Origin of the sequence: Paenibacillus sp. B2(2019) (assembly GCF_008370385.1) — a bacterium.
Lineage (GTDB): Bacteria > Bacillota > Bacilli > Paenibacillales > Paenibacillaceae > Paenibacillus_AQ.
Window position 1 is genome coordinate 12,876 of the sequence record NZ_VTZR01000023.1, and the last position, 24,289, is coordinate 37,164.

General features: G+C 44.7%; 36 protein-coding genes. All 36 read right to left on the reverse strand.

The window, feature by feature from the left end:
* Positions 1–108: 108 nt before the first annotated feature.
* The 36 genes from rpsK to rpoC all read right to left on the reverse strand — a co-directional run bounded on the left by rpsK (position 109) and on the right by rpoC (position 24,175).
* Positions 109–504, reverse strand: coding sequence for a 30S ribosomal protein S11 (gene rpsK / locus PAENI_RS21000; RefSeq protein ID WP_019908251.1), 396 nt, complete (start codon positions 502–504; stop codon positions 109–111).
* A 19-nt stretch (positions 505–523) separates the two neighbouring features.
* Entirely contained in the window at positions 524–892 is a 369-nt protein-coding gene (gene rpsM / locus PAENI_RS21005; protein WP_036680583.1) for a 30S ribosomal protein S13, read from the reverse strand.
* A gap of 19 nt (positions 893–911) precedes the next feature.
* Positions 912–1,025 (reverse strand): 50S ribosomal protein L36, encoded by a 114-nt coding sequence (gene rpmJ, locus PAENI_RS21010; protein ID WP_003322638.1) that lies wholly within the window; start codon positions 1,023–1,025, stop codon positions 912–914.
* Between the two features lie 53 nt (positions 1,026–1,078).
* Positions 1,079–1,294 (reverse strand): translation initiation factor IF-1, encoded by a 216-nt coding sequence (gene infA / locus PAENI_RS21015; protein WP_036652996.1) that lies wholly within the window; start codon positions 1,292–1,294, stop codon positions 1,079–1,081.
* A gap of 2 nt (positions 1,295–1,296) precedes the next feature.
* The gene (locus tag PAENI_RS21020) at positions 1,297–1,605 is read right to left on the reverse strand and encodes a KOW domain-containing RNA-binding protein (RefSeq protein ID WP_042131215.1); all 309 of its coding nucleotides are present in this window, start codon (positions 1,603–1,605) and stop codon (positions 1,297–1,299) included.
* Positions 1,606–1,616: 11 nt separating this feature from the next.
* On the reverse strand, positions 1,617–2,369 hold the full coding sequence (gene map, locus PAENI_RS21025) for a type I methionyl aminopeptidase (RefSeq protein ID WP_042192159.1): 753 nt from the start codon (positions 2,367–2,369) through the stop codon (positions 1,617–1,619).
* Positions 2,370–2,373: 4 nt separating this feature from the next.
* On the reverse strand, positions 2,374–3,018 hold the full coding sequence (locus tag PAENI_RS21030) for an adenylate kinase (protein WP_042131217.1): 645 nt from the start codon (positions 3,016–3,018) through the stop codon (positions 2,374–2,376).
* Positions 3,019–3,114: 96 nt separating this feature from the next.
* The gene (gene secY / locus PAENI_RS21035; RefSeq protein ID WP_042131218.1) at positions 3,115–4,413 is read right to left on the reverse strand and encodes a preprotein translocase subunit SecY; all 1,299 of its coding nucleotides are present in this window, start codon (positions 4,411–4,413) and stop codon (positions 3,115–3,117) included.
* Positions 4,413–4,853: a 50S ribosomal protein L15 gene (gene rplO / locus PAENI_RS21040; RefSeq protein ID WP_036680569.1), complete on the reverse strand. Its 441-nt coding sequence runs from the start codon at positions 4,851–4,853 to the stop codon at positions 4,413–4,415. The genes secY and rplO overlap by 1 nt, the downstream gene beginning before the upstream one ends.
* 40 nt (positions 4,854–4,893) lie before the next feature.
* The gene (rpmD, locus tag PAENI_RS21045) at positions 4,894–5,079 is read right to left on the reverse strand and encodes a 50S ribosomal protein L30 (protein WP_036680567.1); all 186 of its coding nucleotides are present in this window, start codon (positions 5,077–5,079) and stop codon (positions 4,894–4,896) included.
* A 14-nt stretch (positions 5,080–5,093) separates the two neighbouring features.
* On the reverse strand, positions 5,094–5,591 hold the full coding sequence (rpsE, locus tag PAENI_RS21050) for a 30S ribosomal protein S5 (RefSeq protein ID WP_036652980.1): 498 nt from the start codon (positions 5,589–5,591) through the stop codon (positions 5,094–5,096).
* Between the two features lie 27 nt (positions 5,592–5,618).
* The gene (rplR, locus tag PAENI_RS21055; RefSeq protein WP_042131220.1) at positions 5,619–5,987 is read right to left on the reverse strand and encodes a 50S ribosomal protein L18; all 369 of its coding nucleotides are present in this window, start codon (positions 5,985–5,987) and stop codon (positions 5,619–5,621) included.
* An 84-nt stretch (positions 5,988–6,071) separates the two neighbouring features.
* Positions 6,072–6,614: a 50S ribosomal protein L6 gene (gene rplF / locus PAENI_RS21060; RefSeq protein WP_042192166.1), complete on the reverse strand. Its 543-nt coding sequence runs from the start codon at positions 6,612–6,614 to the stop codon at positions 6,072–6,074.
* Positions 6,615–6,644: 30 nt separating this feature from the next.
* Complete coding sequence (gene rpsH, locus PAENI_RS21065) at positions 6,645–7,043, reverse strand: 30S ribosomal protein S8 (RefSeq protein ID WP_036680560.1); 399 nt, start codon at positions 7,041–7,043, stop codon at positions 6,645–6,647.
* A 32-nt stretch (positions 7,044–7,075) separates the two neighbouring features.
* Positions 7,076–7,261 (reverse strand): type Z 30S ribosomal protein S14, encoded by a 186-nt coding sequence (locus PAENI_RS21070; RefSeq protein WP_013312154.1) that lies wholly within the window; start codon positions 7,259–7,261, stop codon positions 7,076–7,078.
* A 49-nt stretch (positions 7,262–7,310) separates the two neighbouring features.
* A complete protein-coding gene (gene rplE, locus PAENI_RS21075) occupies positions 7,311–7,853 on the reverse strand; it encodes a 50S ribosomal protein L5 (protein ID WP_042131222.1) in 543 nt (180 codons plus the stop codon).
* Between the two features lie 31 nt (positions 7,854–7,884).
* On the reverse strand, positions 7,885–8,238 hold the full coding sequence (rplX, locus tag PAENI_RS21080; RefSeq protein WP_076286851.1) for a 50S ribosomal protein L24: 354 nt from the start codon (positions 8,236–8,238) through the stop codon (positions 7,885–7,887).
* A 49-nt stretch (positions 8,239–8,287) separates the two neighbouring features.
* Positions 8,288–8,656 carry a 50S ribosomal protein L14 gene (gene rplN, locus PAENI_RS21085; protein WP_036680556.1) on the reverse strand — a complete coding sequence of 123 codons (369 nt, stop codon included), beginning with the start codon at positions 8,654–8,656 and terminating at the stop codon, positions 8,288–8,290.
* A 38-nt stretch (positions 8,657–8,694) separates the two neighbouring features.
* Positions 8,695–8,961 carry a 30S ribosomal protein S17 gene (gene rpsQ, locus PAENI_RS21090; protein WP_042131223.1) on the reverse strand — a complete coding sequence of 89 codons (267 nt, stop codon included), beginning with the start codon at positions 8,959–8,961 and terminating at the stop codon, positions 8,695–8,697.
* Positions 8,962–9,004: 43 nt separating this feature from the next.
* Positions 9,005–9,202 (reverse strand): 50S ribosomal protein L29, encoded by a 198-nt coding sequence (gene rpmC / locus PAENI_RS21095; protein ID WP_019908232.1) that lies wholly within the window; start codon positions 9,200–9,202, stop codon positions 9,005–9,007.
* Complete coding sequence (gene rplP, locus PAENI_RS21100; protein ID WP_042131224.1) at positions 9,192–9,626, reverse strand: 50S ribosomal protein L16; 435 nt, start codon at positions 9,624–9,626, stop codon at positions 9,192–9,194. Before rplP ends, rpmC begins: the two co-directional genes overlap by 11 nt.
* A gap of 2 nt (positions 9,627–9,628) precedes the next feature.
* Positions 9,629–10,294 carry a 30S ribosomal protein S3 gene (gene rpsC, locus PAENI_RS21105; RefSeq protein WP_042192169.1) on the reverse strand — a complete coding sequence of 222 codons (666 nt, stop codon included), beginning with the start codon at positions 10,292–10,294 and terminating at the stop codon, positions 9,629–9,631.
* A 13-nt stretch (positions 10,295–10,307) separates the two neighbouring features.
* A complete protein-coding gene (gene rplV / locus PAENI_RS21110) occupies positions 10,308–10,640 on the reverse strand; it encodes a 50S ribosomal protein L22 (protein ID WP_036680546.1) in 333 nt (110 codons plus the stop codon).
* A gap of 33 nt (positions 10,641–10,673) precedes the next feature.
* Positions 10,674–10,952, reverse strand: coding sequence for a 30S ribosomal protein S19 (gene rpsS, locus PAENI_RS21115; RefSeq protein WP_036652940.1), 279 nt, complete (start codon positions 10,950–10,952; stop codon positions 10,674–10,676).
* A gap of 76 nt (positions 10,953–11,028) precedes the next feature.
* Positions 11,029–11,859 (reverse strand): 50S ribosomal protein L2, encoded by an 831-nt coding sequence (gene rplB, locus PAENI_RS21120; RefSeq protein ID WP_042192171.1) that lies wholly within the window; start codon positions 11,857–11,859, stop codon positions 11,029–11,031.
* A gap of 27 nt (positions 11,860–11,886) precedes the next feature.
* The gene (gene rplW / locus PAENI_RS21125; RefSeq protein WP_036680537.1) at positions 11,887–12,180 is read right to left on the reverse strand and encodes a 50S ribosomal protein L23; all 294 of its coding nucleotides are present in this window, start codon (positions 12,178–12,180) and stop codon (positions 11,887–11,889) included.
* The gene (rplD, locus tag PAENI_RS21130) at positions 12,180–12,803 is read right to left on the reverse strand and encodes a 50S ribosomal protein L4 (protein ID WP_042192174.1); all 624 of its coding nucleotides are present in this window, start codon (positions 12,801–12,803) and stop codon (positions 12,180–12,182) included. The genes rplW and rplD overlap by 1 nt, the downstream gene beginning before the upstream one ends.
* Positions 12,804–12,828: 25 nt before the next feature.
* Positions 12,829–13,452 carry a 50S ribosomal protein L3 gene (gene rplC, locus PAENI_RS21135; protein WP_076286852.1) on the reverse strand — a complete coding sequence of 208 codons (624 nt, stop codon included), beginning with the start codon at positions 13,450–13,452 and terminating at the stop codon, positions 12,829–12,831.
* A gap of 42 nt (positions 13,453–13,494) precedes the next feature.
* Positions 13,495–13,803: a 30S ribosomal protein S10 gene (gene rpsJ / locus PAENI_RS21140; protein ID WP_017692074.1), complete on the reverse strand. Its 309-nt coding sequence runs from the start codon at positions 13,801–13,803 to the stop codon at positions 13,495–13,497.
* Positions 13,804–14,029: 226 nt separating this feature from the next.
* Entirely contained in the window at positions 14,030–15,304 is a 1,275-nt protein-coding gene (locus PAENI_RS21145) for a globin-coupled sensor protein (protein WP_223178985.1), read from the reverse strand.
* Positions 15,305–15,638: 334 nt separating this feature from the next.
* Positions 15,639–16,829 (reverse strand): elongation factor Tu, encoded by a 1,191-nt coding sequence (gene tuf, locus PAENI_RS21150; protein WP_042192178.1) that lies wholly within the window; start codon positions 16,827–16,829, stop codon positions 15,639–15,641.
* A gap of 109 nt (positions 16,830–16,938) precedes the next feature.
* Positions 16,939–19,017: an elongation factor G gene (fusA, locus tag PAENI_RS21155; RefSeq protein ID WP_042192180.1), complete on the reverse strand. Its 2,079-nt coding sequence runs from the start codon at positions 19,015–19,017 to the stop codon at positions 16,939–16,941.
* 47 nt (positions 19,018–19,064) lie between these two features.
* Positions 19,065–19,535, reverse strand: a complete 471-nt coding sequence (rpsG, locus tag PAENI_RS21160) for a 30S ribosomal protein S7 (protein WP_036680520.1) — start codon at positions 19,533–19,535, stop codon at positions 19,065–19,067.
* Between the two features lie 44 nt (positions 19,536–19,579).
* Entirely contained in the window at positions 19,580–19,999 is a 420-nt protein-coding gene (gene rpsL / locus PAENI_RS21165; RefSeq protein ID WP_036680518.1) for a 30S ribosomal protein S12, read from the reverse strand.
* Positions 20,000–20,132: 133 nt separating this feature from the next.
* A complete protein-coding gene (locus tag PAENI_RS21170; RefSeq protein ID WP_042131229.1) occupies positions 20,133–20,384 on the reverse strand; it encodes a ribosomal L7Ae/L30e/S12e/Gadd45 family protein in 252 nt (83 codons plus the stop codon).
* Positions 20,385–20,563: 179 nt separating this feature from the next.
* Positions 20,564–24,175: a DNA-directed RNA polymerase subunit beta' gene (gene rpoC, locus PAENI_RS21175; RefSeq protein WP_149646628.1), complete on the reverse strand. Its 3,612-nt coding sequence runs from the start codon at positions 24,173–24,175 to the stop codon at positions 20,564–20,566.
* Positions 24,176–24,289 lie beyond the last annotated feature (114 nt).

The window sequence follows — 24,289 nt, forward strand, 5'->3', positions numbered from 1 at the left end:
CGCTCCTATATGAAACTGTCACCCCATCAGGTGCATCATGTAGTATGCCTAAACACCTATTATTAGCAGATGCGTCAGAATTATACCACATTTACAATACTGATTTCACTATACGCGACGACGTTTCGGCGGACGGCATCCATTGTGAGGAACCGGAGTTACGTCTTTAATAAGGTTAACTTCAAGCCCTGCAGCTTGAAGGGAACGGATGGCTGCTTCGCGGCCCGCGCCCGGTCCTTTAACCATAACCTCAACCGACTTCATGCCGTGCTCCATAGCTGCTTTAGCTGCTGATTCAGCTGCCATTTGTGCTGCGAATGGAGTCGACTTACGGGAACCTTTAAATCCTTGGCCGCCGGAGCTTGCCCAGGAAATTGCATTTCCGTGAGGATCTGTGATGGTAACGATGGTGTTATTGAACGTGGAACGAATATGTGCCACGCCGGATTCGATATTTTTACGGTCGCGACGTTTAGTACGTACGACTTTTTTCGGTTTAGCCATTGTCTCTTATCCCCCCTTATTATTTCTTCTTGTTTGCTACCGTACGACGCGGGCCTTTCCGGGTACGGGCATTGGTTTTAGTACGTTGACCGCGAACAGGCAATCCACGACGGTGACGAACACCGCGGTAACAGCCGATCTCAGTAAGACGTTTAATATTCAAGGAAATTTCACGACGCAGGTCACCTTCAACCTTAACCGTTTTGTCGATCGTTTCACGCAGTTTGCTGACTTCATCTTCCGTCAAATCACGGACACGTGTATTAGCGCTAATGCCTGTTTCATTAAGAATTTTCTGAGAAGTCGTTTTACCGATTCCGAAAATATAAGTCAAGGCGATCTCAACGCGTTTGTCACGTGGCAAATCCACTCCAGCTATACGAGCCATTTTACGCTACACCCCCTTCTTAACCTTGTTTTTGTTTGTGTTTCGGATTTTCGCAAATCACCATAACAGTCCCTTTGCGGCGGATTACTTTACATTTCTCGCAAATGGGCTTTACAGAAGGTCTTACCTTCATGTTAATTACCTCCTCAAAGTTTTGCGAAGCAAAACTTTTTTCGTAGTTCCCATCTATTTACGGTAAGTTATACGACCTTTTGATAAATCATAAGGCGATAACTGCACGACCACTTTGTCTCCGGTCAAAATACGGATAAAGTGCATCCGCAATTTACCGGATACATGGGCAAGTATTTGATGACCGTTCTCAAGCTCAACCTTAAACGTTGCATTTGGCAACGGTTCAAGGACAGTACCTTCTACTTCAATGACATCTTCCTTAGCCACAGTTAGTCTCCTTTCTCATCAGCACTTATTCCGGTGGGTCCAGCATACTTCATGACTGCGTAACGCAGCTTTCCGTTTGTTACCCGCCCAGTTTCTTCCAAACTGTTCACAACCTCACTGCTGATGAAGGGTATGAGCTCAAGATGAAGAATATTCTTCTTCTTTGGCCCATCAAACTTACGTTTGTCTCCATCTGCAATGTATACAAATCTGCTATCAACAACTGCGATAACAACGGCTGCCTCTCCGGCATCTTTGCCTTTGAGAATTCTCACTAATTGACCAACCTGCGGGCTGCTCACAGTATTCAAGTGGAGATCACCTACGCATTCAGTTTTGTGAAAATTTCCATGCCGTCCGGAGTAACTGCTACTGTATGCTCAAAGTGAGCACATAGTGAGCCATCCACCGTAACGACAGTCCAGTTATCTTCCAGCGTTCTGACATGTCTCTTTCCTACGTTTACCATCGGCTCAATCGCGAGTACCATACCCGGTTTCAGACGTGGTCCGCGGTCCGCTATGCCATAATTCGGAATTTGCGGTTCTTCATGCAGTTTTGCCCCAATACCATGACCAACATACTCACGTACGACTGAGAAACCAGCCTCTTCGATGTATTGCTGGATAGCATGGGAGATTGTAAACAAGCGCACATCCGGTTTAACTAACGCCAGTCCCGCGTACAAGGAGCCTTCCGTAACGTCCAGCAAACGCTGAGCCTCTTCGGAAATGCTGCCCACACCGTAGGTCCAGGCGGAATCACCGTGATAACCGCGGTACTCTGCACCGATATCCAGCGTTACAATATCGCCTTCGATCAGTTTGCGTTTACCTGGAAATCCATGCACTAATTGTTCGTTGACTGAAGCGCAAATGCTGGCAGGAAAACCGTTGTAGCCTTTGAAAGACGGCACAGCACCTTGACTGCGAATGTATTGATCGGCGATTCTGTCGAGATCGCCCGTTGTAATGCCAGGCTCAATGGCCTCAGCAATAAGACGGTGACTCTCGGCAACAATTCGACCAGCTTCCCTCATAAAGGCAAGTTCCTGTTCGGATTTACAAATGATCATTACATTAACCCCGCAATAAAGATACGATTTCAGAAGAAACGACATTGATTTCGTTTTCCCCATTTACCTGACGCAAAAGACCTTTATTATCATAAAACGCAAGCAGCGGCGCTGTCTTGTTATCATACTCATCCAGACGCTTGCCTACACTTTCTTCGTTGTCATCCGGACGTTGATACAATTCACCGCCATCAATGTCGCAAATGCCATCTTGCTTCGGCGGGTTGAAGATTAAATGGTAGGATGCTCCGCAAACTGTGCAGATACGACGTCCAGTAAGACGCGCCATCAACAGTCCACGGTCAACATTCAAGTTGATGACATGATCCAAAGAAGTATTCAAACGGCTTAGAATTTCATCCAGCGCTTCCGCTTGCGAAAGAGTTCTTGGAAAACCATCCAATAGAAATCCTTTTTCGCAATCGGACTGCTGCAGCCGTTCTTCAACTATCCCAATGGTCACATCATCTGGTACAAGCAAACCTTGATCAATAAATGATTTAGCCTTCAATCCGACTGGAGTCTCTTGTTTGATTGCCAAACGGAAAGCATCTCCTGTCGAAATATGCGGAATGCCAAACTCTTTTATGATCTCAGCCGCTTGTGTTCCCTTGCCTGCCCCAGGAGGGCCCATGAATAAAATGTTCACGATTTCTCTCTCCCCCCAAAAGTTCGCCACCAAGCAAGAAACAGCACAATAGGTGCCGGGAAGAATAAAAAATTACGCTTCACCGGAACCTATCGCCTATTTATTGATGAAGCCTTTGTAATGGCGTTTGATCAATTGGCTCTCGATCTGCTTCATAGTATCCAATGCCACACCGATTACGATTAGCAGTGAAGTACCACCAATTCGAACTTCTTTAGGCAATCCAGATAAAGCACCGAAGAACATCGGCAATACAGAGATCAAAGCCAGGAACAATGCGCCGGACATAGTCAGACGAGACATTACTCTAGTCAAATATTTCTCAGTAGCTTTACCAGGACGGATACCTGGAATGTAACCACCATTCTTCTTCATGTTATCAGCCATCTGCTGAGGATTCATCTGCACGAACGTATAGAAGAACGTGAACCCGATGATCATCACTACATACAGAAGCATACCAAGTGGTGCATCAGTTGCCAAATACTTGGCAATCCATTGAGCCCAGGCATGTGTTGACCAGAAACTGGAGAGAACAACTGGGAACTGAAGCAGTGATACGGCGAAGATAACCGGAATTACACCAGCCGCATTAATTTTCAGCGGAATGTGCGTATTCTGTCCACCGTACATTTTGTTGCCGACTACGCGTTTAGCGTATTGAACAGGAATCTTCCGAATACCTTGCTGTACGAAGATAACTGCTGTAATAATCGCTACAATCACAATCAGCACAATAACGACTTTAAGAATATTCAGGAACACTTGATCCGGCTGAATAAAGCTTGAGTTAGCCGTACTCGTGATATATCCCGGGATGGCGGCGACGATTCCCGCAAAAATCAGGATCGAAATCCCGTTCCCGATTCCCTTTTCGGTAATCTGTTCACCAAGCCACATCAGGAAAGAAGTACCAGCCGTCAAGATAATGGCAACCAGTAAGTAGTCAGCAAATGTCGCATTCGGCATCATTTGAGTTCCATAAATCCGGTTAAACCCTATCGACGTAGCAAAACCTTGGATCAGGGCCAAAATCACAGTACCATAACGAGTGATTTGCGCTAGTTGTTTTTTACCGTGCTCCCCTTGTTTAGCCCATTCAGCAAACTTAGGAACAACATCCATCGACAGCAATTGCACGATGATGGATGCTGTAATGTACGGATAAATACTTATCGCAAATATCGAGAAGTTTTTGAGCGCTCCGCCCGAGAAGGTGTTCAAAAGTCCCATCAAAGCGTCACCGCTTTGATTTGCTGTTTCCAGTACATCTTTGTTCACACCAGGAACCGGTACAAACGAACCGATACGGTAGATAATCAGAATGAACAAGGTAAACAGGATCTTTTTGCGCAAATCTTCCACATGCCAGATATTCTTAAGCGTCTTGAACATTAGATCACCTCGGTTTTACCGCCGGCAGCCTCGATTTTCTCTACCGCAGATTGAGAGAACTTATTTGCTTGTACAGTCAATTTAACGGTTAACTCACCATTGCCGAGAATCTTAATGCCGCTTTTGGAATTCTTGACAACACCAGTTTCAAGCAACAACTGCGGAGTCACTTCTGTTCCTTCTGCAAAGCTATTCAGATCTTCAAGGTTCACAATCGCATACTCTTTACGGGTAGGATTGACGAAACCACGTTTAGGCAGACGACGATAGAGCGGATTTTGTCCACCCTCGAAGCCCGGACGAACACCACCGCCAGAACGTGAGTTTTGACCTTTGTGACCGCGACCGGAAGTTTTACCATTTCCGCTACTTGGTCCACGACCAACGCGATTGCGTTCTTTGCGGGAACCAGGAGCTGGAGCAAGTTCATGTAACTTCATCGTTTGCACCTCCTTATGTTTGTTAATTTATGCGAGGCGATTAGCCTTCAATTTCAGTTACAGATAGCAAGTGACTCACTTTGTTGATCATTCCGCGAATTGCAGGACTGTCATTGTGAACCACTGTCGTGTTGAGTTTACGTAGGCCGAGCGTCTTAACAGTAACACGTTGTGTTTCTGGACGTCCGATTACACTACGTACGAGGGTAATTTGCAATTTTGCCATTGACGTTCCCCTCCTTAACCGCGCAATTCTTCGACAGATTTGCCGCGAAGTTTCGCGACCTCTTCAATGCGTTTCAGACGGGAAAGTCCCTCCAAAGTTGCATTGACCATGTTCATGGAATTCGAAGAACCCAGTGATTTTGTCAAAATGTCGCCAACGCCTGCCAATTCCAATACCGCACGAACTGGACCGCCAGCGATAACGCCAGTACCCTCTGATGCTGGTTTCAGCAACACGCGTCCTGCGCCGAAGTGGCCAGTAACGAGATGGGGAATCGAAGTTCCTACGATTGGAATGTGAATCAGGTTTTTCTTGGCGTCTTCAATGCCTTTACGGATGGCATCCGGAACTTCGCCGGCTTTACCGATACCAGCACCGACGTAGCCATTGCCATCGCCCACAACAACGAGTGCACTAAAGCTGAAACGGCGTCCGCCTTTTACAACTTTTGCTACACGGTTAATGTGTACAACTCTTTCTGTCAGTTCTAAACTGTTCGGATCTACACGCAAGTCGTTAACCTCCTTTTAAGAATTATTCTAGAATTCAAGACCAGCTTCACGAGCTGCGTCAGCCAATGCTTGAATTCGTCCATGGTACAAGTAACCTCCGCGGTCGAATACGACCACTGCATAGCCTTTTTCTTTAGCACGTTCAGCGACCAATTGGCCAACTTTCGCTGCAGCTTCAACGCTGCCGCCATTACCGATGTTAGCGCTCAGTTCTTTATCAAGTGTAGAAGCGGATACGATAGTAACCCCTTTAACATCATCGATCAGTTGAGCGTAGATGTGTTTTGAAGAACGGAATACGTTCAAACGTGGACGCTCAGTAGTTCCCTGGATCTTCTTACGAACACGCAGGTGTCTTTTGAGACGAGCCTTGTTTTTATCTTCTTTTGTAATCATGACTTCCCTTTCACTCCCTTCAGTTTGCCGTAAACAGCTTCACTTTAAGATGCACGGGGTATCTTACAATTAAGTTCAAACTGGTTATTTCTTCTTACCAGCTTTACCTTCTTTGCGGATGATACGCTCGCCTTCATATTTGATACCTTTACCTTTATACGGTTCTGGCTCACGAACGGAACGAATTTTAGCAGCATATGCGCCAACGCGTTCTTTATCGATACCTTTAACGATGATCTTCGTGTTCGCAGGAACTTCAAACTCAATACCTGCTTCCGGTGTAATTTCAACCGGGTGGGAGTAACCAACGTTCAGAACGACTTTATCTCCGGATTTGCTTGCACGATATCCGACCCCAACCAATTCCAGAGATTTCGAGAAACCTTCAGTCACGCCTGCTACCATGTTGTTGACAACGGAGCGGGTTGTGCCGTGAAGTGAACGATGCAATTTGTTATCCGACGGACGAACAACGGTAATTTCGTTATTTTCAACTGTAACCTTCATGTCTTTATGAAGCTCACGAGTCAAAGAACCTTTTGGACCTTTTACTGTAATAACGGCGTTGTCCAAAGTGACATCTACACCGCTAGGTACTGCGATTGGTTTACGACCAATACGAGACATGTGTTGCACCTCCTTATCTTGTGACGTTTATTACCAAATGTAGCAGACAACTTCTCCGCCAGATTTTGATTGACGAGCTTCTTTGTCGGTCATAACTCCCTTAGATGTGGAGATAATCGCGATTCCTAGACCACCGAGTACACGAGGCACTTCATTGCTCTTCGTGTATACGCGAAGGCCTGGTTTACTGATTCTTTTCAAACCAGAAATAACACGCTCTTGGTTAGGGCCGTATTTCAAGAAGATACGGATAATCCCTTGTTTGCTATCTTCAACGAATTCCGCATCGCGGATGAAACCTTCACGCTTCAAAATGTCAGCGATTTGTTTCTTCATAGTAGAAGCAGGCATTTCTACCGTTTCGTGACGCACAATGTTAGCGTTACGAATACGAGTAAGCATATCTGCAATAGGATCAGACATAGTCATGTGTGTAAACCTCCTTCCCGTTTATAAACTTCTTACCAACTTGCTTTTTTCACGCCAGGGATCTGGCCTTTATAAGCTAATTCACGGAAACAAATTCTGCAAATTTTGAACTTTTGCAGTACCGAATGTGGACGACCACAACGTTCGCAACGTGTATATGCACGTACTTTAAACTTAGGCGTACGTTGTTGTTTAACTTTCATCGAAGTTTTTGCCACTTAGCCTGACACCTCCTAAACATTTTCGGAGAAAATGGATTAACCGACTTTATTTTGCGAAAGGCATTCCCAGCTGACCCAGCAGCTCGCGGGATTCCTCGTCCGTCTTAGCAGTCGTTACAATAACGATGTCCATACCGCGGACTTTATCCACTTTGTCATATTCGATCTCGGGGAAGATCAATTGTTCTTTAAGACCAAGTGTGTAGTTACCACGGCCGTCAAAGGCTTTAGTGGAAACACCACGGAAGTCACGTACGCGTGGAAGCGTTACGTTGAACAATTTGTCCAAGAAGTAATACATACGCTCGCCGCGCAGTGTTACTTTAACCCCAATCGGCATATTTTCGCGTAGTTTGAAACCAGCGATGGATTTTTTAGCTTTAGTGATTACTGGTTTTTGACCAGCGATCAACTGCATGTCATTAACTGCAGCATCAAGTACTTTGGAGTTTTGAACAGCGTCACCCACACCCATGTTGATGACAACCTTCTCGATCTTAGGCACTTGCATAACAGTTGTATAGTTAAACTTCTGCATCAAAGCAGGTGTTATTTCGTTGAGATAACGTTCTTTCATTCTTGCTGCCATGAAGATTTAACCTCCTTTCTTAAGGGCTAGATTAGTCGATAATCTCTCCGGATCTTTTAGCAATCCGAACTTTTTTACCGTTGTCCAATACTTTGTAACCGATACGTGTTACTTTGCCGGACTTCGGATCGATGTGCATTACGTTGGACACATGAATCGAAGCTTCCTGCTCAATAATTCCACCCTGTGGATTCAGCTGGTTCGGCTTTTGGTGTTTTTTCACCATATTGACGCCTTCTACCAGAACGCGGTTTTCACGAGGATAAGCAGCGATGACACGGCCTTTTTTGCCTTTGTCTTTACCACTAATCACAAGCACCACATCATCTTTCTTCACGTGCAGTTTATTGTTATGGGATTCCAGAACTTTTTTCACTCTAGGCATTTATTACACCTCCTATAACTAACCTTCAACTTATTGGTGCTCGTGTTTATTAGATTACTTCCGGTGCCAAGGAAACGATCTTCATGTAGTCTTTATCGCGAAGTTCGCGAGCAACTGGTCCAAAGATACGTGTTCCACGAGGGCTTCTGTCGTCTTTAACAACAACAGCTGCATTTTCGTCGAATGCGATGTAAGATCCATCTTTACGACGAACGGAACGTTTCGTACGAACAACTACCGCTCTAACAACATCACCTTTTTTGACAACGCCGCCTGGTGTTGCTTGTTTAACGGAACAAACGATCAAATCACCGATTGCTGCTGTACGGCGTCCAGTACCACCCAGTACGCGGATACACATCAGTTCCTTCGCACCAGAGTTGTCAGCCACATGCAAGCGTGTAAATGGTTGAATCATTATAATTTCCTCCTTCCGGAAAAACTCTTTTGATTATCTTAGATGATAACCGCTTTTTCAACCACTTCAACTAGTCTCCAACGTTTGTCCTTGGACAACGGACGAGTTTCCATGACTTTTACGGTATCGCCAATTTTCGCAACGTTTTCCTCATCATGTGCTTTGAATTTCTTCGTAGACTTGATGCGTTTGTGGTACAAGTTATGCTTCTTATAGGTTTCAACAGCGACTACGATGGTTTTATCCATTTTATCACTGACCACTTTACCGATTAGCACTTTACGTGCATTACGTTCTTCGCTCATTAGTTAGCCTCCTTCCTGAATACGGATCTGAGATCCGTCTCACTTAACTAATCCCAAGCACTCTTTGATGGATTACGGTTTTAGCACGAGCTATTTCCTTACGCACGTCACGAATCCGAGTCGGGTTGTCCAGTTGGCCAGTTGCCAATTGGAAACGGAGATTAAAAAGTTCCTCTTTGAATCCAGCGATCTTTTGTTCAATCTCAGCAGTGGTTAAGTTGCGAAGTTCATTAGCTTTCATTTGCTTCACCACCCAATTCTTCACGTTTCACAAACTTAGTCTTAACAGGCAGCTTGTGAGCGGCAAGACGCATCGCTTCACGAGCGATTTCTTCCGACACGCCTCCGAGTTCGAACATAATCTTGCCCGGTTTAACTACGGCTACCCATTTCTCAACGTTACCTTTACCACTACCCATACGAACCTCGAGAGGCTTTTGAGTAATAGGCTTATCTGGGAAAATCTTGATCCAAACTTGACCGCCACGTTTGATATAACGTGTCATTGCGATACGAGCAGCTTCGATCTGACGGTTAGTGATCCAAGATGGTTCCATTGCAACCAGGCCGAATTCGCCGAAGTTCAATTCAGTACCACCCTTTGCCATACCCTTCATGTGTCCGCGTTGTTGCTTGCGGTGTTTTACGCGTTTTGGTACCAACATGATTAGTTGCCTCCTTCCTGAGCAGCTTGTTTCTTAGCTGGGGGAAGAACTTCTCCACGGTAGATCCATACTTTTACGCCGATAAGACCGTAAGTTGTATGTGCTTCAGCCGTTCCGTAATCGATATCGGCACGAAGCGTATGAAGTGGAACTGTTCCTTCGCTATAACCTTCTGAACGAGCAATCTCAGCTCCGCCAAGACGTCCGCCTACTTGAGTTTTAATCCCTTTTGCGCCAGAACGCATTGTTCTTTGAATCGCTTGTTTGAGTGCACGACGGAACGATACACGACGTTCCAATTGTTGAGCAATGCTCTCAGCTACAAGAATTGCATCCAATTCAGGGTGCTTGATTTCATTGATGTTGATGTGTACTTTTTTGCCACCAGCGATTGCTGTAACTGCGCTGCGAAGTACTTCTACTTCTGCTCCGCCCTTACCAATAACCATACCTGGTTTAGCAGTGTGAATTGTAACGTTCACGCGGTTAGCCGCTCTTTCGATCTCGATATGGGAAACAGCGGAATCCTTCAACTTACCTTTAAGGTATTCCCGGATTTTGACGTCTTCCATCAGAAGAGTACCGAAATCTTTTCCTGCATACCATTTAGATTCCCAATCGCGAATGATCCCGATCCGGAGTCCGATTGGATTTACCTTTTGACCCACGTGTTATCCCTCCTTATTTCTCAGATACCACCAGTGTAATGTGGCTCGTGCGTTTATTGATCCGACTTGCGCGGCCCATGGCGCGCGGACGGAAACGTTTCATAGTAGGTCCTTGGTTAACGAAAACCTCGCTAACGAACAAACTGTTCACGTCCAAAGAATAGTTATGCTCAGCATTCGCAATTGCCGAATTAAGCAACTTCTCAACGACCGGAGAAGCGGATTTCGGAGTGTGGCGAAGAATAGCAATTGCTTCCCCCACTTGCTTACCACGAATCAAGTCAACAACCAGTTTCGCTTTACGAGCGGAAATCCGCACCGATCTTGCATGTGCTTTTGCTTCCATTGTTTAACCTCCTTTCAAACAGAGACCTTATTATTATCTTCTTGTTTTCTTATCGTCACCCGCGTGGCCTTTGTAAGTACGTGTTGGCGCGAACTCGCCCAACTTGTGACCTACCATATCTTCTGTTACGTATACAGGCACGTGTTTACGGCCGTCATATACACCAAACGTATGTCCGATAAACTGAGGGAAAATGGTTGAGCGACGGGACCAAGTTTTAACTACAACCTTTTTTTCAGCCTCGTTCAGTTCCTCAACTTTTTTAAGCAGGTAGCCATCGATAAACGGCCCCTTCTTTAAACTGCGACCCATGTGTGAATCCTCCCTTCATCCGGTTCTTCAAACCGCGAATCGACGCTTCGCGCTTTATTAACTTGCCAGAAGCGTCTTATTTTGTGCGGCGGCGAACGATATATTTATCAGATGCCTTGTTTTTCTTACGCGTTTTGTAACCAAGGGTTGGTTTACCCCATGGAGACATAGGCGATTTACGTCCGATTGGAGCGCGGCCTTCACCACCACCGTGTGGGTGATCGTTCGGGTTCATTACTACACCGCGTACTTCAGGGCGACGGCCCAGCCAGCGACTACGTCCAGCTTTACCGATTTTGATCAATTCATGATCTTCGTTACCTACGGAACCGATAGTTGCACGGCACACGCTAAGGATCTTACGAACCTCACCGGATGACAAACGAACGGAACAGTATTTTTCTTCTTTACCAAGCAATTGAGCTTCTGTACCAGCAGCACGAACCAATTGTCCGCCTTTACCTGGTTTCAACTCAATGTTGTGGATAACTGTACCCACTGGGATGTTCTCCAGCGCAAGACTGTTACCAATTTTGATGTCGGCTGTTGGGCCGGATTCTACTTTATCCCCAACTTTTAGGCCTTTAGGAGCGATGATATAACGTTTCTCTCCATCAGCATAGTGGATCAAAGCAATATTAGATGTACGGTTCGGGTCATACTCGATTGTAGCAACGCTACCTGGTATGCCGTCTTTAGTCCGTTTGAAGTCGATAATACGGTATTTACGTTTGTGTCCGCCGCCATGGTGACGAACCGTAATTTTACCTTGGTTGTTGCGTCCCGCATGTTTGAACAGCGGAGAAAGCAACGATTTCTCTGGCTGGTTTGTTGTGATTTCTTCAAACGTAGACACAGACATATGGCGTCTTGCCGGAGAGGTCGGTTTGTACTTTTTGATTGGCACTATAGTTTCCTCCTTACTTTAAGAGTATTATTCTACCGCTTCAAAAAATTCAAGCGGTTTGCTGTCCGGGCTAAGCTTAACGATGGCTTTTTTCCACTCTGGAGTGTAACCAGAATATTTACCATAACGTTTCAGTTTGCCAGGCACGCGCATTGTGTTCACATTAGTTACTTTTACTTTGAAAATAGCCTCGACAGCTTTTTTGATTTCGGTTTTGTTAGCACGGATATCCACTTCAAAAGCGTATTTCATTTCGCTCATGTAGTCGGAAGTACGTTCCGTAATCACCGGACGTTTGATAATATCACGAGGATCTTTCATTACGCGAACACCTCCTCTACCTTCAGAACTGCTTCTTTAGTGATGATCAGTTTGTCGTACGTCAGTACGTCAAGAACATTAATGCCGTCAGCCGCTACGAATTTCACCCCAGGGATGTTACGAGCGGAAAGTGCTACGTTGTCATCATAGCTAGTAGCTACGATCAAAGCTTTGCGTTCCACTTTCAGGTTGTTCAAGATTGCTGCGAATTCTTTCGTCTTCGGAGCATTCATTGTCAAGCTATCCAATACGATAATGTCATTCTCGAGTACTTTCGAGGACAAAGCGGATTTGATCGCCAAACGACGAACCTTCTTAGGCAATTTCCAGGAATAGCTACGTGGTGTTGGTCCGAAGACAACGCCGCCGCCTTTCCATTGTGGAGAACGAATAGATCCTTGACGAGCGCGACCTGTACCTTTTTGTTTCCAAGGCTTACGTCCACCGCCACGAACTTCAGAACGTCCTTTTACTTTGTGTGTACCACGACGAAGGGAAGCTCTTTGCATAAGCGCAGCTTCGTGTAGAACGTGCTCATTCGGTTCAATACCGAATACTGTATCGCTCAGTTCTACTTCACCAACTTCGTTGCCACTAATATTAAAAAGTGTTACTTTTGGCATTTCATGTTCCTCCTTTCTTAGGTAATTATTTCTTAACGGTTTGTTTAACTTTCACGAAGCTGTTTTTAGGACCTGGGATAGCGCCTTTAACCAGCAATACGTTACGTTCAACGTCAACCTTGATGATTTCAAGCTTTTGAACCGTGATAGTCGTGTGACCCATATGTCCTGGGAGGCGTTTGCCCTTCGGAACACGGTTAGCTTGGATAGAACCCATGGAACCCGGTCTTCTGTGGTAACGCGATCCGTGTGCCATTGGTCCGCGGCTTTGTCCCCAACGTTTGATGTTACCTTGGAAACCTTTACCTTTAGATGTGCCAGTTACGTCAACAAATTCGCCCTCAGCAAAAATATCAGCCTTCAGTTCTTGTCCAACCTCGAGAGACCCGAGGTCAACACCGCGAATTTCACGAACGTAGCGCTTAGGTGTTGCATTTGCCTTTTTGGCGTGACCTTGTTCAGGCTTATTGGAGCGACTTTCTTTTTTATCAGAAAAGCCCAATTGCACTGCTTCATATCCGTCGATATTCAGGTCTTTCTTTTGCAGTACTACACAAGGGCCTGCTTCGATAACAGTAACAGGAATTACGTTACCTTCTGGAGTAAACACTTGAGTCATACCGAGTTTTTTTCCTAAGATACCTTTCAATGTTGACACCTCTTTTCTTTTCCTAAGTTGCTAAAAATAGAATTACAATTTGATTTCGATATCTACACCGGACGGTAGATCCAAGCGCATCAAGGCATCCACAGTTTGTGGTGTTGGGTTCACAATATCGATCAAACGTTTGTGAGTCCGTTGTTCAAACTGTTCACGGGAATCCTTGTACTTGTGTACCGCACGGAGAATAGTAATGATTTGCTTCTCAGTTGGCAACGGAATCGGTCCAGATACACCAGCACCCGAACGTTTTGCAGTTTCAACGATTTTCTCTGCGGATTGATCAAGAATTCTGTGGTCGTATGCTTTCAAGCGAATACGAATTTTTTGCTTTGCCATTTTAGTCCCTCCTTCTATCGCCCAATTTATTATCGGACATACTCCGTGAAAATTTTCTGACGTCGACCTCATGGCAAAGGGGCCGGGTGTGTCAGTAACCTCTCACATCATCGCAACGTCTCAGAACAACATTTATTATTATATATAATAGGCAGCAGTATTGCAAGCTAAAATAACAAAACAACGCATATTTTTTTCATGCGTTGCTTTATTACTATTATATAGGTTAAAGATTCTCAGTGGCAGACTTAAAAAACTCAGCTGACTCCGCAGTCTGTGCTGTTGCTGACCCAATTCCCTCTATTGTCTGAATCAATGTTCTTATTTCTTCTTCTACTATAACAATCTCTTGTGTGCTACTCCTCATCGCCTCTACAATTTCGGAAAACAAAAGACTAGTCTCAACGGATTGATGTTTCCCACTTTTGGTTAGCTCTTGTACCTTACGTATCTCCTCAACGACCTGTTGTGTGAGACTTCCCGATTTATAAGTCAGCTCTACGATCTGAATTACAGTATTCTTCGTATCCTCTGCCAACCGACTAACTTCTTGAGCAACTACACTAAACCCTCTACCATGCACTCCGGCTCTAGCGGCTTCTATCGTTGCATTAAGTGAAAGAATTTTAGTTTGATCTGCAATATCTTTAACTGAGTTTACGATTTTTTGAATTTGTTTAGAGGAATTGCTTAATTCGTGGACTGAATGTTCCATTTCACTAGTACTTTGATAAATAAGATTAATCTGTCCTGTTAAGCTATCCATATGCTCATGTCCATCTGTAGCCAACCCCTGCGACTCTAGAGCAGATGTAGCTGTACGTTGGAATGTTCTACTCACTTCATTGCTACTGGCTACTAGCTGCTTCACAGCGGCATTTGTGTCGATACTAAAATCTATTAATTCGCTGCTGAATTCAGCAATTTTCTGCTTTAACTCATTTTTAACCAAAAGGTATTGCTGTTCCTTCTCTTTGACGTTCTCCTTCTCGTATTCCTCTAGGACAAGTTGTTGTTCAAGGTTAAGCAGCTTAGTTACGGTCTTAACTACATGTAGACGTGTATTGTCATCATGTGTCTCATTATAGATAACTTGTATAAAAACGTTCTGAAGATTTTGAAAAGCGGATAAGTACCATTTAGGCTCAAGTCCTACTCTTTTATGAATATTAGCAATCTTCATTCGCTTTGCTATGTATTCTTCATCAACTTTGCCATCAAAAATTTCAATGATATGCTCGCGGAGTGTTGTTTTCAACCTCTCGATACTACTATGCTCCAATATAATGGCTTCGAGTTTATCCACACCTAATACCGAATTATAAAATTGATCAATTATATAGTCTATATTCTTTTCAACGCTAGGCTTTACCCTACGTAATAAGTTCAAATCTGATTCAGATAGATCAATCATTCTCATTTGCTCATTGAGTTCGTCATAACCCTCAAGAGTATGAAAAAAATCTTCAGTACGCTTAGTCTGGTGTTTATTTTCTATCAAATTAGGGGTGTGAGAATCCTCATTATTATTACGTGATGTTATAGCATGCATGAATGAAAAAGGACATTTTCCCATGTTATCACTCTCCCCTTAATTACTATTTTTTTACAATATTACCTTCCTTTCATTTTACTCTATGATTATTAAAATTGTAAACAATTTATCGTTGAATTTTGTTGAATTTTGTAGAATTATTCGAAATTTCATACTTATTTTATCGTATATTGTCGAATTTATGATGGTTTACCCTATAAAATAACAAAAAGCCCCGGATTCTCCGCAAGAAGAATCCGGGGCACTATGATTCAGAGTCTACCCGCAGATAGAATCGAATTTATTTTTGGATGGAAGCTACGCTACCTGCTCCAACTGTACGTCCACCTTCGCGAATGGAGAATTTAGTACCTTCTTCAATAGCGATAGGGGAGATCAAAGCAACAGTTACAGTGATGTTGTCACCAGGCATAACCATTTCAGTACCTTCTGGCAAGTTGATGATGCCAGTTACGTCAGTTGTACGGAAGTAGAACTGTGGACGGTAACCAGTGAAGAATGGTTTGTGACGTCCGCCTTCTTCTTTAGTCAAAACGTAGATTTGAGCAGTGAACTCAGTGTGTGGTTTAACAGAGTTCGGTTTAGCCAATACTTGGCCACGCTCGATCATAGTACGGTCTACACCACGAAGCAAAGCTCCGATGTTGTCGCCCGCTTGAGCGGAATCCAGCAATTTACGGAACATTTCTACGCCCGTAACTACGGATTTCTTAGTTTCTTCGTGAATACCAACGATTTCGATTTCTTCTCCGACTTTAACTGTTCCGCGTTCTACGCGACCAGTTGCCACAGTACCGCGGCCAGTGATGGAGAATACATCTTCGACAGGCATCAAGAATGGTTTGTCAGTTTGACGCTCTGGAAGTGGAATGTACTCGTCGATTGTTTCGAACATTTCAACAATCTTCTTAGCATATTCACCTTCTGGGTTTTGAAGAGCTTCACGAGCAGAACCACGAATGATTGGAGTGTCGTCGCCTGGGAAGTCATACTCGCTCAGCAAGTCACGAACTTCCATTTCAACCAATTCCAACAACTCTTCGTCTTCAACCATGTCGCATTTGTTCAAGAAAACAACGATGTATGGAACACCTACTTGACGGGACAACAGGATGTGCTCGCGAGTTTGTGGCATAGGGCCATCAGCTGCGGATACAACCAGGATAGCTCCGTCCATTTGCGCTGCGCCTGTGATCATGTTTTTAACATAGTCGGCGTGACCAGGGCAGTCTACGTGAGCGTAGTGACGGTTAGGAGTTTCATATTCAACGTGGGAAGTGGAGATTGTGATACCACGTTCGCGCTCTTCAGGAGCTTTGTCGATTTGATCGAATGCGATAGCTGCGCCACCGTAAGTTTTGGACAATACAGTAGTGATTGCAGCAGTCAGAGTCGTTTTACCATGGTCGACGTGACCAATAGTACCGATGTTAACGTGCGGTTTGTTACGTTCAAACTTTGCCTTTGCCATTTGAACAGTTCCTCCTTAATGTGGGGTTCCTTATATTTGAGCCGCCCGCATATATGTTTATCTTAGATGACTGAGTAATTATACTCGGACGGCAAGTTAAAACTAGTAATTATTCTCCGCCTTTGTTCTTAGCAGCGATCTCTTCCGCAATGGATTTAGGAACTTCTTCATAGTGAGAAAGCTCCATTGAGAATACGCCACGTCCTTGAGTACCAGAACGAAGAGTTGTAGAGTATCCGAACATTTCGGAAAGAGGCACCTTAGCACGGATAATTTGCGCTCCACCACGGGAATCCATACCTTCGATACGGCCACGGCGGGAGTTCAGCATACCCATAACATCACCCATATATTCCTCAGGAACAGTTACTTCTACTTTCATGATTGGCTCAAGCAGGACAGGTTTACACTTGTCTTTAGCTGCTTTAAGCGCCATCGATCCGGCAATTTTAAATGCCATTTCGTTGGAATCGACATCATGGTAAGAACCATCAACGATGGTAGCTTTAACGTCTACAAGCGGGAAGCCTGCAAGTACGCCGTTTTTCATTTGTTCTTCGATACCCGCAAGTGCAGGAGCGATGTACTCTCTAGGAACCGAGCCACCGACAACTTTACTTTCGAATTTGCTACCAGTACCTGGCTCGAGGGGTTCAAATTCAACCCACACGTGACCGTATTGACCACGACCACCAGATTGGCGTACAAATTTACCTTCGACGCGAGCAGGTGCCTTGAACGTTTCGCGGTAAGCAACCTGTGGTTTACCCACATTGGTTTCTACTTTGAACTCACGACGCATACGGTCGATGATGATGTCCAAGTGAAGTTCACCCATACCAGCCAGGATAGTTTGGCCTGTTTCTTCATCAGTATGAGCACGAAGAGTTGGATCCTCTTCAGTCAATTTACCGAGAGCAACGCCCAATTTATCTTGGTCAGCTTTTGTTTTTGGTTCAACAGCGATTTCGATAACTGGATCAGGGAAGTTCATTGATTCCAGAATTACTGGATGCTTCTCATCACACAGTGTATCACCTGTACTGGTGTCTTTCAAACCAACTGCTGCAGCGATGTCGCCAGAATACACGATGGAAATCTCTTGACGGCTGTTAGCATGCATTTGAAGGATACGACCAATACGTTCACGCTTGTTCTTAGTAGCATTAACTACGTAAGATCCGGACTCTAGAATACCAGAGTATACACGGAAGAACGTAAGTTTACCTACATAAGGGTCAGTCATGATTTTAAATGCCAAAGCTGCAAACGGTTCTTCATCCGAAGAATGACGAACTGCTTCAGTTCCATCATCAAGATGTCCAGTGATAGCTGGAACGTCAAGAGGAGATGGCAAGTAATCAACAACAGCATCCAGCATAAGCTGAATCCCTTTGTTACGGTAGGAGGATCCAACAATTACAGGGAACAATTTAACTTCAACTACGCCTTTGCGCAGTGCAGCTTTAATTTCCGGAACTGTAATTTCTTCGCCTTCCAGGTACTTCATAGTCAGATCTTCATCAAGTTCAGCAACTTTCTCGATCAACTCGAGACGCAGCTCCTCAACTTTGGCCAAATATTCTTCCGGAATATCCGTTACTTCGATGTTTTGGCCTAGATCATCTCTGAACATGTGTGCTTTTTGCTCAACAAGGTCGATAATACCAGTGAAATCACTTTCTGCACCAATTGGCAATTGAATAGCAACTGCATTGGCTTGAAGGCGATCACGCATAGTTTCGATTACGTTAAGGAAATCCGCACCGATAATGTCCATTTTGTTCACATATGCAATACGTGGAACGTTATAACGGTCAGCCTGTCTCCATACGGTTTCAGACTGAGGCTCAACGCCCTCTTTTGCACTAAATACACCTACTGCCCCATCCAATACACGCAGGGAACGTTCAACTTCAACAGTGAAGTCAACGTGTCCTGGGGTATCAATGATATTGATGCGGTGACCTTTCCACGCAGCAGTCGTAGCAGCGGACGTAATCGTGATTCCGCGCTCTTGTTCTTGCTCCATCCAGTCCATTGTAGCAGCACCCTCGTGAACTTCACCGATTTTGTGCGTACGGCCTGTATAGAAAAGAATCCGCTCTGTGGTAGTTGTTTTACCAGCATCAATATGCGCCATGATCCCGATATTACGTGTATTTTTTAAGGAGAACTCTCTAGCCATGAAATGGATCTCCCTTCAAAATATAAGTTATTTGAATGACCTTAATCCTACCAACGGTAGTGAGCGAACGCTTTGTTTGCTTCAGCCATTTTGTGTGTATCTTCGCGTTTCTTAACAGAAGCGCCTGTGTTGTTGGAAGCGTCGATGATCTCAGCCGCCAAACGCTCTTCCATCGTCTTCTCACCGCGGTTGCGAGAGTAGTTTACGAGCCAACGTAATCCCAGAGCAGTACGTCTCTCTGGTTTAACCTCGATAGGTACTTGATAGTTAGCACCACCGACACGACGAGCTTTGACTTCCAAAACCGGCATGATATTCTTGATGGCAGCTTCGAAAACTTCCATCGGATCTTTACCCGTACGTTCTTCAATCAACTTGAATGAATTGTACAGAATGCTTTGAGCGACACCTCTTTTACCACCCAGCATAATGCGGTTAATCAAACGAGTAACCAACTTGCTATTATACAACGGATCTGGCAATACGTCTCTCTTAGTAACTGGACCTTTGCGTGGCATGGATATCCCCCTTTCTTAAATGTTTATTATTCTAGAATTTTTTCTTATTTCTTAGCTTTAGGACGTTTAGCACCGTATTTAGAACGAGCTTGCATCCGGTTAGCTACACCTGCTGTATCCAATGCACCACGAACGATATGGTAACGAACCCCTGCAAGGTCCTTTACTTTACCTCCGCGAAGTAATACAACACTGTGCTCTTGTAAGTTATGTCCGATACCCGGGATATAAGCTGTTACCTCGAGACGGTTCGTCAAACGAACACGGGCATATTTACGAAGCGCTGAGTTTGGTTTACGTGGAGTCATAGTACCAACACGAGTGCACACACCGCGTTTTTGCGGAGCGCTCAAATTTGTAGCCTCACGCTTGAGGGCGTTATACCCTTTTTGAAGAGCGGGAGATTTAGATTTTTCGATTTTGGCTTGACGGCCTTTACGAACCAATTGGTTAATTGTTGGCATGTTGTTGCCACCCCCTTCCTGAAATGATAGCCGATTTAAGAACTCTAAGCCCACAGACCCAGGCGGTTCATAAAAAGACAAATGAAAAGTTCTTGCCGCTGGAGTTCACCCCAGTACAAAAACATTTCCGTAGCTATTGTTTTAAGACGGCTGCCATCGCAGCGCCAACTTCTATTCCGCAGGCCTTGCCCAAATTCAGCATCGTATCCACGTATGTGATCTTAACACCTTGTTTGTTACAAAGCATAACTATCCTGGAAGTAAGCCTTTGATCTCCGTCCTCTGCCACATAGACTTCTGCAGCTTGGCCCAATTCTACCGCCTTGACGGTTTGTTTGGTACCGATCTTGACCTGAGCATCCTGTAGTCCTCTATCATCAGTCATAATCATTACCTCCAATGAACAAGGATAACATGGCTACTCACGCACCTTAGACATTTTAGCATTATCAATAGATGGTGTCAAGAAATTCAGAAATAATTTTTATGAATATTATACACAGCAGATATTCGTGTCACACCTATGATTAGGTATGACACGAGTTCACTACCATGTTTGCTAATTTATTCAGCAGGAACCGGCTCTAAAGATTCAAGCGCGCTTTCTGCATTTGGATCACTTAGCTTAACATTACGGTAACGATTCATACCAGTACCTGCAGGAATCAACTTACCGATAATAACATTTTCTTTGAGTCCAAGCAACTTATCTACTTTGCCTTTGATAGCAGCGTCTGTTAAGACACGAGTAGTTTCTTGGAAAGATGCAGCGGATAAGAAGGAATCTGTCTCAAGAGATGCCTTGGTAATACCGAGTAAGACCGGTTTAGCAACTGCAGGCTCTTTACCTGACAAGATGGCTTCCTTATTAGCAGCTTCATATTCATGAATATCCGCAAACGCGCCTGGTAACAGACTTGTGTCACCTGCATCAATGATACGGATCTTCCGAAGCATTTGTTTGATCATAACTTCAATGTGCTTATCATTGATCTCAACGCCCTGGTTACGATATACACGCTGAACTTCTTGCAGAATGTAGTTTTGTACCCCACGGATCCCTTTGATTCGCAGCATTTCTTTAGGGTCAATCGAACCGTCTGTCAACTCATCGCCGGCTTCAATTTCTTGGCCTTCGCTGACACGTAGACGTGATCCATAAGTAATGGAATAAGTCTTGGATTCTGCTTCACCTTGAACTTCGATTTCACGACGATCCTTAGTTTCACGGATTTCCTTGATTACACCATCGATCTCACTGATTGTAGCCTGACCTTTAGGGTTACGGGCTTCAAACAACTCTTGAATACGCGGCAAACCTTGCGTGATGTCATCACCGGCAACACCGCCGGTATGGAACGTACGCATTGTAAGCTGGGTTCCTGGTTCACCGATAGATTGTGCAGCGATAATACCAACCGCTTCACCGATCTCAACGTGTTTACCAGTTGCCAAGTTACGACCGTAACATTTCTTACAAACACCATGACGAGCACGGCAGCTTAGTACAGAGCGGATTTGTAGCTTAGTTACACCAGCTTCTACGATTGCTTCCGCTTTATCGGAGTCAATCAAATCGTTGCGGTGAACAATGATTTCGCCTGTTTCCGGATGACGAACAGTCTCGAAGCAGTAACGACCTTCAATACGGTCATACAGATCCTCAATAACCTCTTTACCATCCTGAATACGACTAACTGTAAATCCTTTATCCGTTCCACAATCTTCCTCACGGACGATAACGTCCTGGGCTACGTCAACGAGACGACGAGTCAAGTAACCGGAGTCAGCAGTACGAAGTGCGGTATCGGCAAGACCTTTACGCGCTCCGTGAGTGGAGATAAAGTACTCCAAGACCGTAAGACCTTCACGGAAGTTCGCTTTAATTGGCAATTCGAAAATCCGACCCGAAGGTGTTGCCATCAGACCACGCATACCACCCAGCTGAGTGATCTGCGATTTGTTACCCCGCGCTTTGGAGTCAACCATGAGCATGATTGAGTTGAAACGGTCCATCGATTTAAGCAGGATGTTCGTAAGATCATCCTTCGTCTTCGACCAGATCTCAATAACGCGGTCGTACCGTTCGTCATTAGTGATCAGACCACGGCGATATTGGTTAGCAACCACATCTACCTTAGCTTCGGACTCTTTCAGGATCGTAACTTTCTCCTCAGGCACGATAACATCCGACACAGCAACGGTAACACCGGAACGTGTGGAGTAAGTAAAGCCGAGTTGTTTAATTTTATCCAAAATCATAGAGGTTTTGGTTGTATGATAAGTTTCAAAACAACGTGCGATAATCAGACCCAGATATTCTTTACCTACAGCGCTGGCTTCAGGAGCGGATTCAATCAGCTCGCGAATATCTGCGCCTTTTTCATAGATAAAGTATTTCTCTGGCGTGCCATGCAGCAAGTTAGTCTTAGTCGCTTCATTGATATAAGGGAAACTACTTGGGTAAATTTCATTAAATATAATCTTACCGATCGTAGTAATCAACATTGCGCCTTGTTGTTTTTCCGTAAAGCAAGTCTTACCTAGTGCTTTAACTGGAATAGCTACACGAGCATGAAGACCTGCAGTTCCGCGTTGGTAAGCTGATACAGCTTCATTTACGGTACGCAGAATCATACCTGATCCTTTTTCTTCCTTGTTGTCCATGGTCAGGTAGAAAGTACCAAGGACCATATCCTGGGAAGGTGTTACAACCGGTTTTCCGTCTTTAGGGTTCAAGATATTACCGGATGCAAGCATGAGAATACGTGCTTCCGCTTGAGCTTCTGCTGACAGAGGAACGTGCACCGCCATTTGGTCACCGTCAAAGTCGGCGTTATAAGCAGTACATACGAGTGGGTGAAGACGAATAGCATGACCTTCCACCAAAATCGGTTCAAAAGCTTGGATACCGAGACGGTGAAGTGTTGGTGCGCGGTTTAGAAGTACTGGGTGCTCTCTGATTACTTCTTCAAGTACATCCCATACTTCAGGACTTACACGCTCAACTTTACGTTTTGCGCTCTTTATGTTGTGGGCTAGGCCCTTATTAACCAATTCCTTCATGACAAAAGGCTTGAACAATTCTAGCGCCATTTTCTTAGGAAGTCCGCACTGATACATCTTGAGGTACGGTCCTACAACGATAACGGAACGACCAGAGTAGTCAACCCGTTTACCGAGCAAGTTCTGACGGAAACGTCCTTGTTTACCTTTCAGCATGTGGCTGAGAGATTTCAATGGACGGTTACCAGGACCCGTTACCGGACGTCCTCTACGGCCGTTATCGATGAGAGCATCGACAGCTTCCTGTAGCATCCGTTTCTCGTTCTGCACGATAATGTCAGGTGCACCAAGATCCAGCAGTCTTTTCAGACGGTTGTTCCGGTTAATAACACGACGATAAAGATCGTTCAAATCAGACGTAGCAAAACGGCCACCATCCAATTGAACCATCGGACGAAGCTCCGGAGGAATAACCGGAAGAACATCCATGATCATCCAATCAGGTTTGTTGCCTGAGTTACGGAATGCTTCAATGACTTCCAGACGTTTGATCGCCCGGTTACGACGTTGGCCTTGGGCCGTACGCAGTTCTTCTTTGAGGAATTCCAGCTCTTTTTCGATGTCGATGTCTTGAAGAAGCTTCTTAACAGCTTCAGCACCCATGCCCGCTTGGAATCCGTAACCGTATTTTTCACGGTAGCTACGATATTCTTTCTCGGATAGAAGTTGTTTCTTTTCCAGTGGTGTTTCACCTGGGTCAGTTACAACATACGAAGCGAAGTAGATAATCTCTTCAAGTGATCTTGGAGACATATCTAGTGCCAAACCCATACGGCTTGGGATACCTTTGAAGTACCAGATATGAGATACCGGAGCAGCCAATTCAATGTGACCCATACGTTCACGACGAACTTTAGCACGAGTAACTTCAACGCCACAACGGTCGCAGACTACGCCCTTATAACGGACACGTTTGTATTTACCGCAATGACATTCCCAGTCTTTTTGCGGTCCAAAGATACGCTCACAGAAAAGACCCTCTTTTTCCGGTTTCAATGTACGATAGTTAATGGTTTCCGGTTTCTTAACTTCTCCGCGGGACCATGAACGAATCTTCTCCGGAGAAGCGAGTCCGATTTTCATAAATTCAAAATTGTTAACGTCCAACAAGGAGCAACCCTCCTTAACCTAATCCTGATTTAGTACCGCTTTGCCCTCCTCTGACTGTTACATCAAAAGAGGGCGCGGTCCTTTATAAAATGGAACTCAAAAGCTCCAACGTGA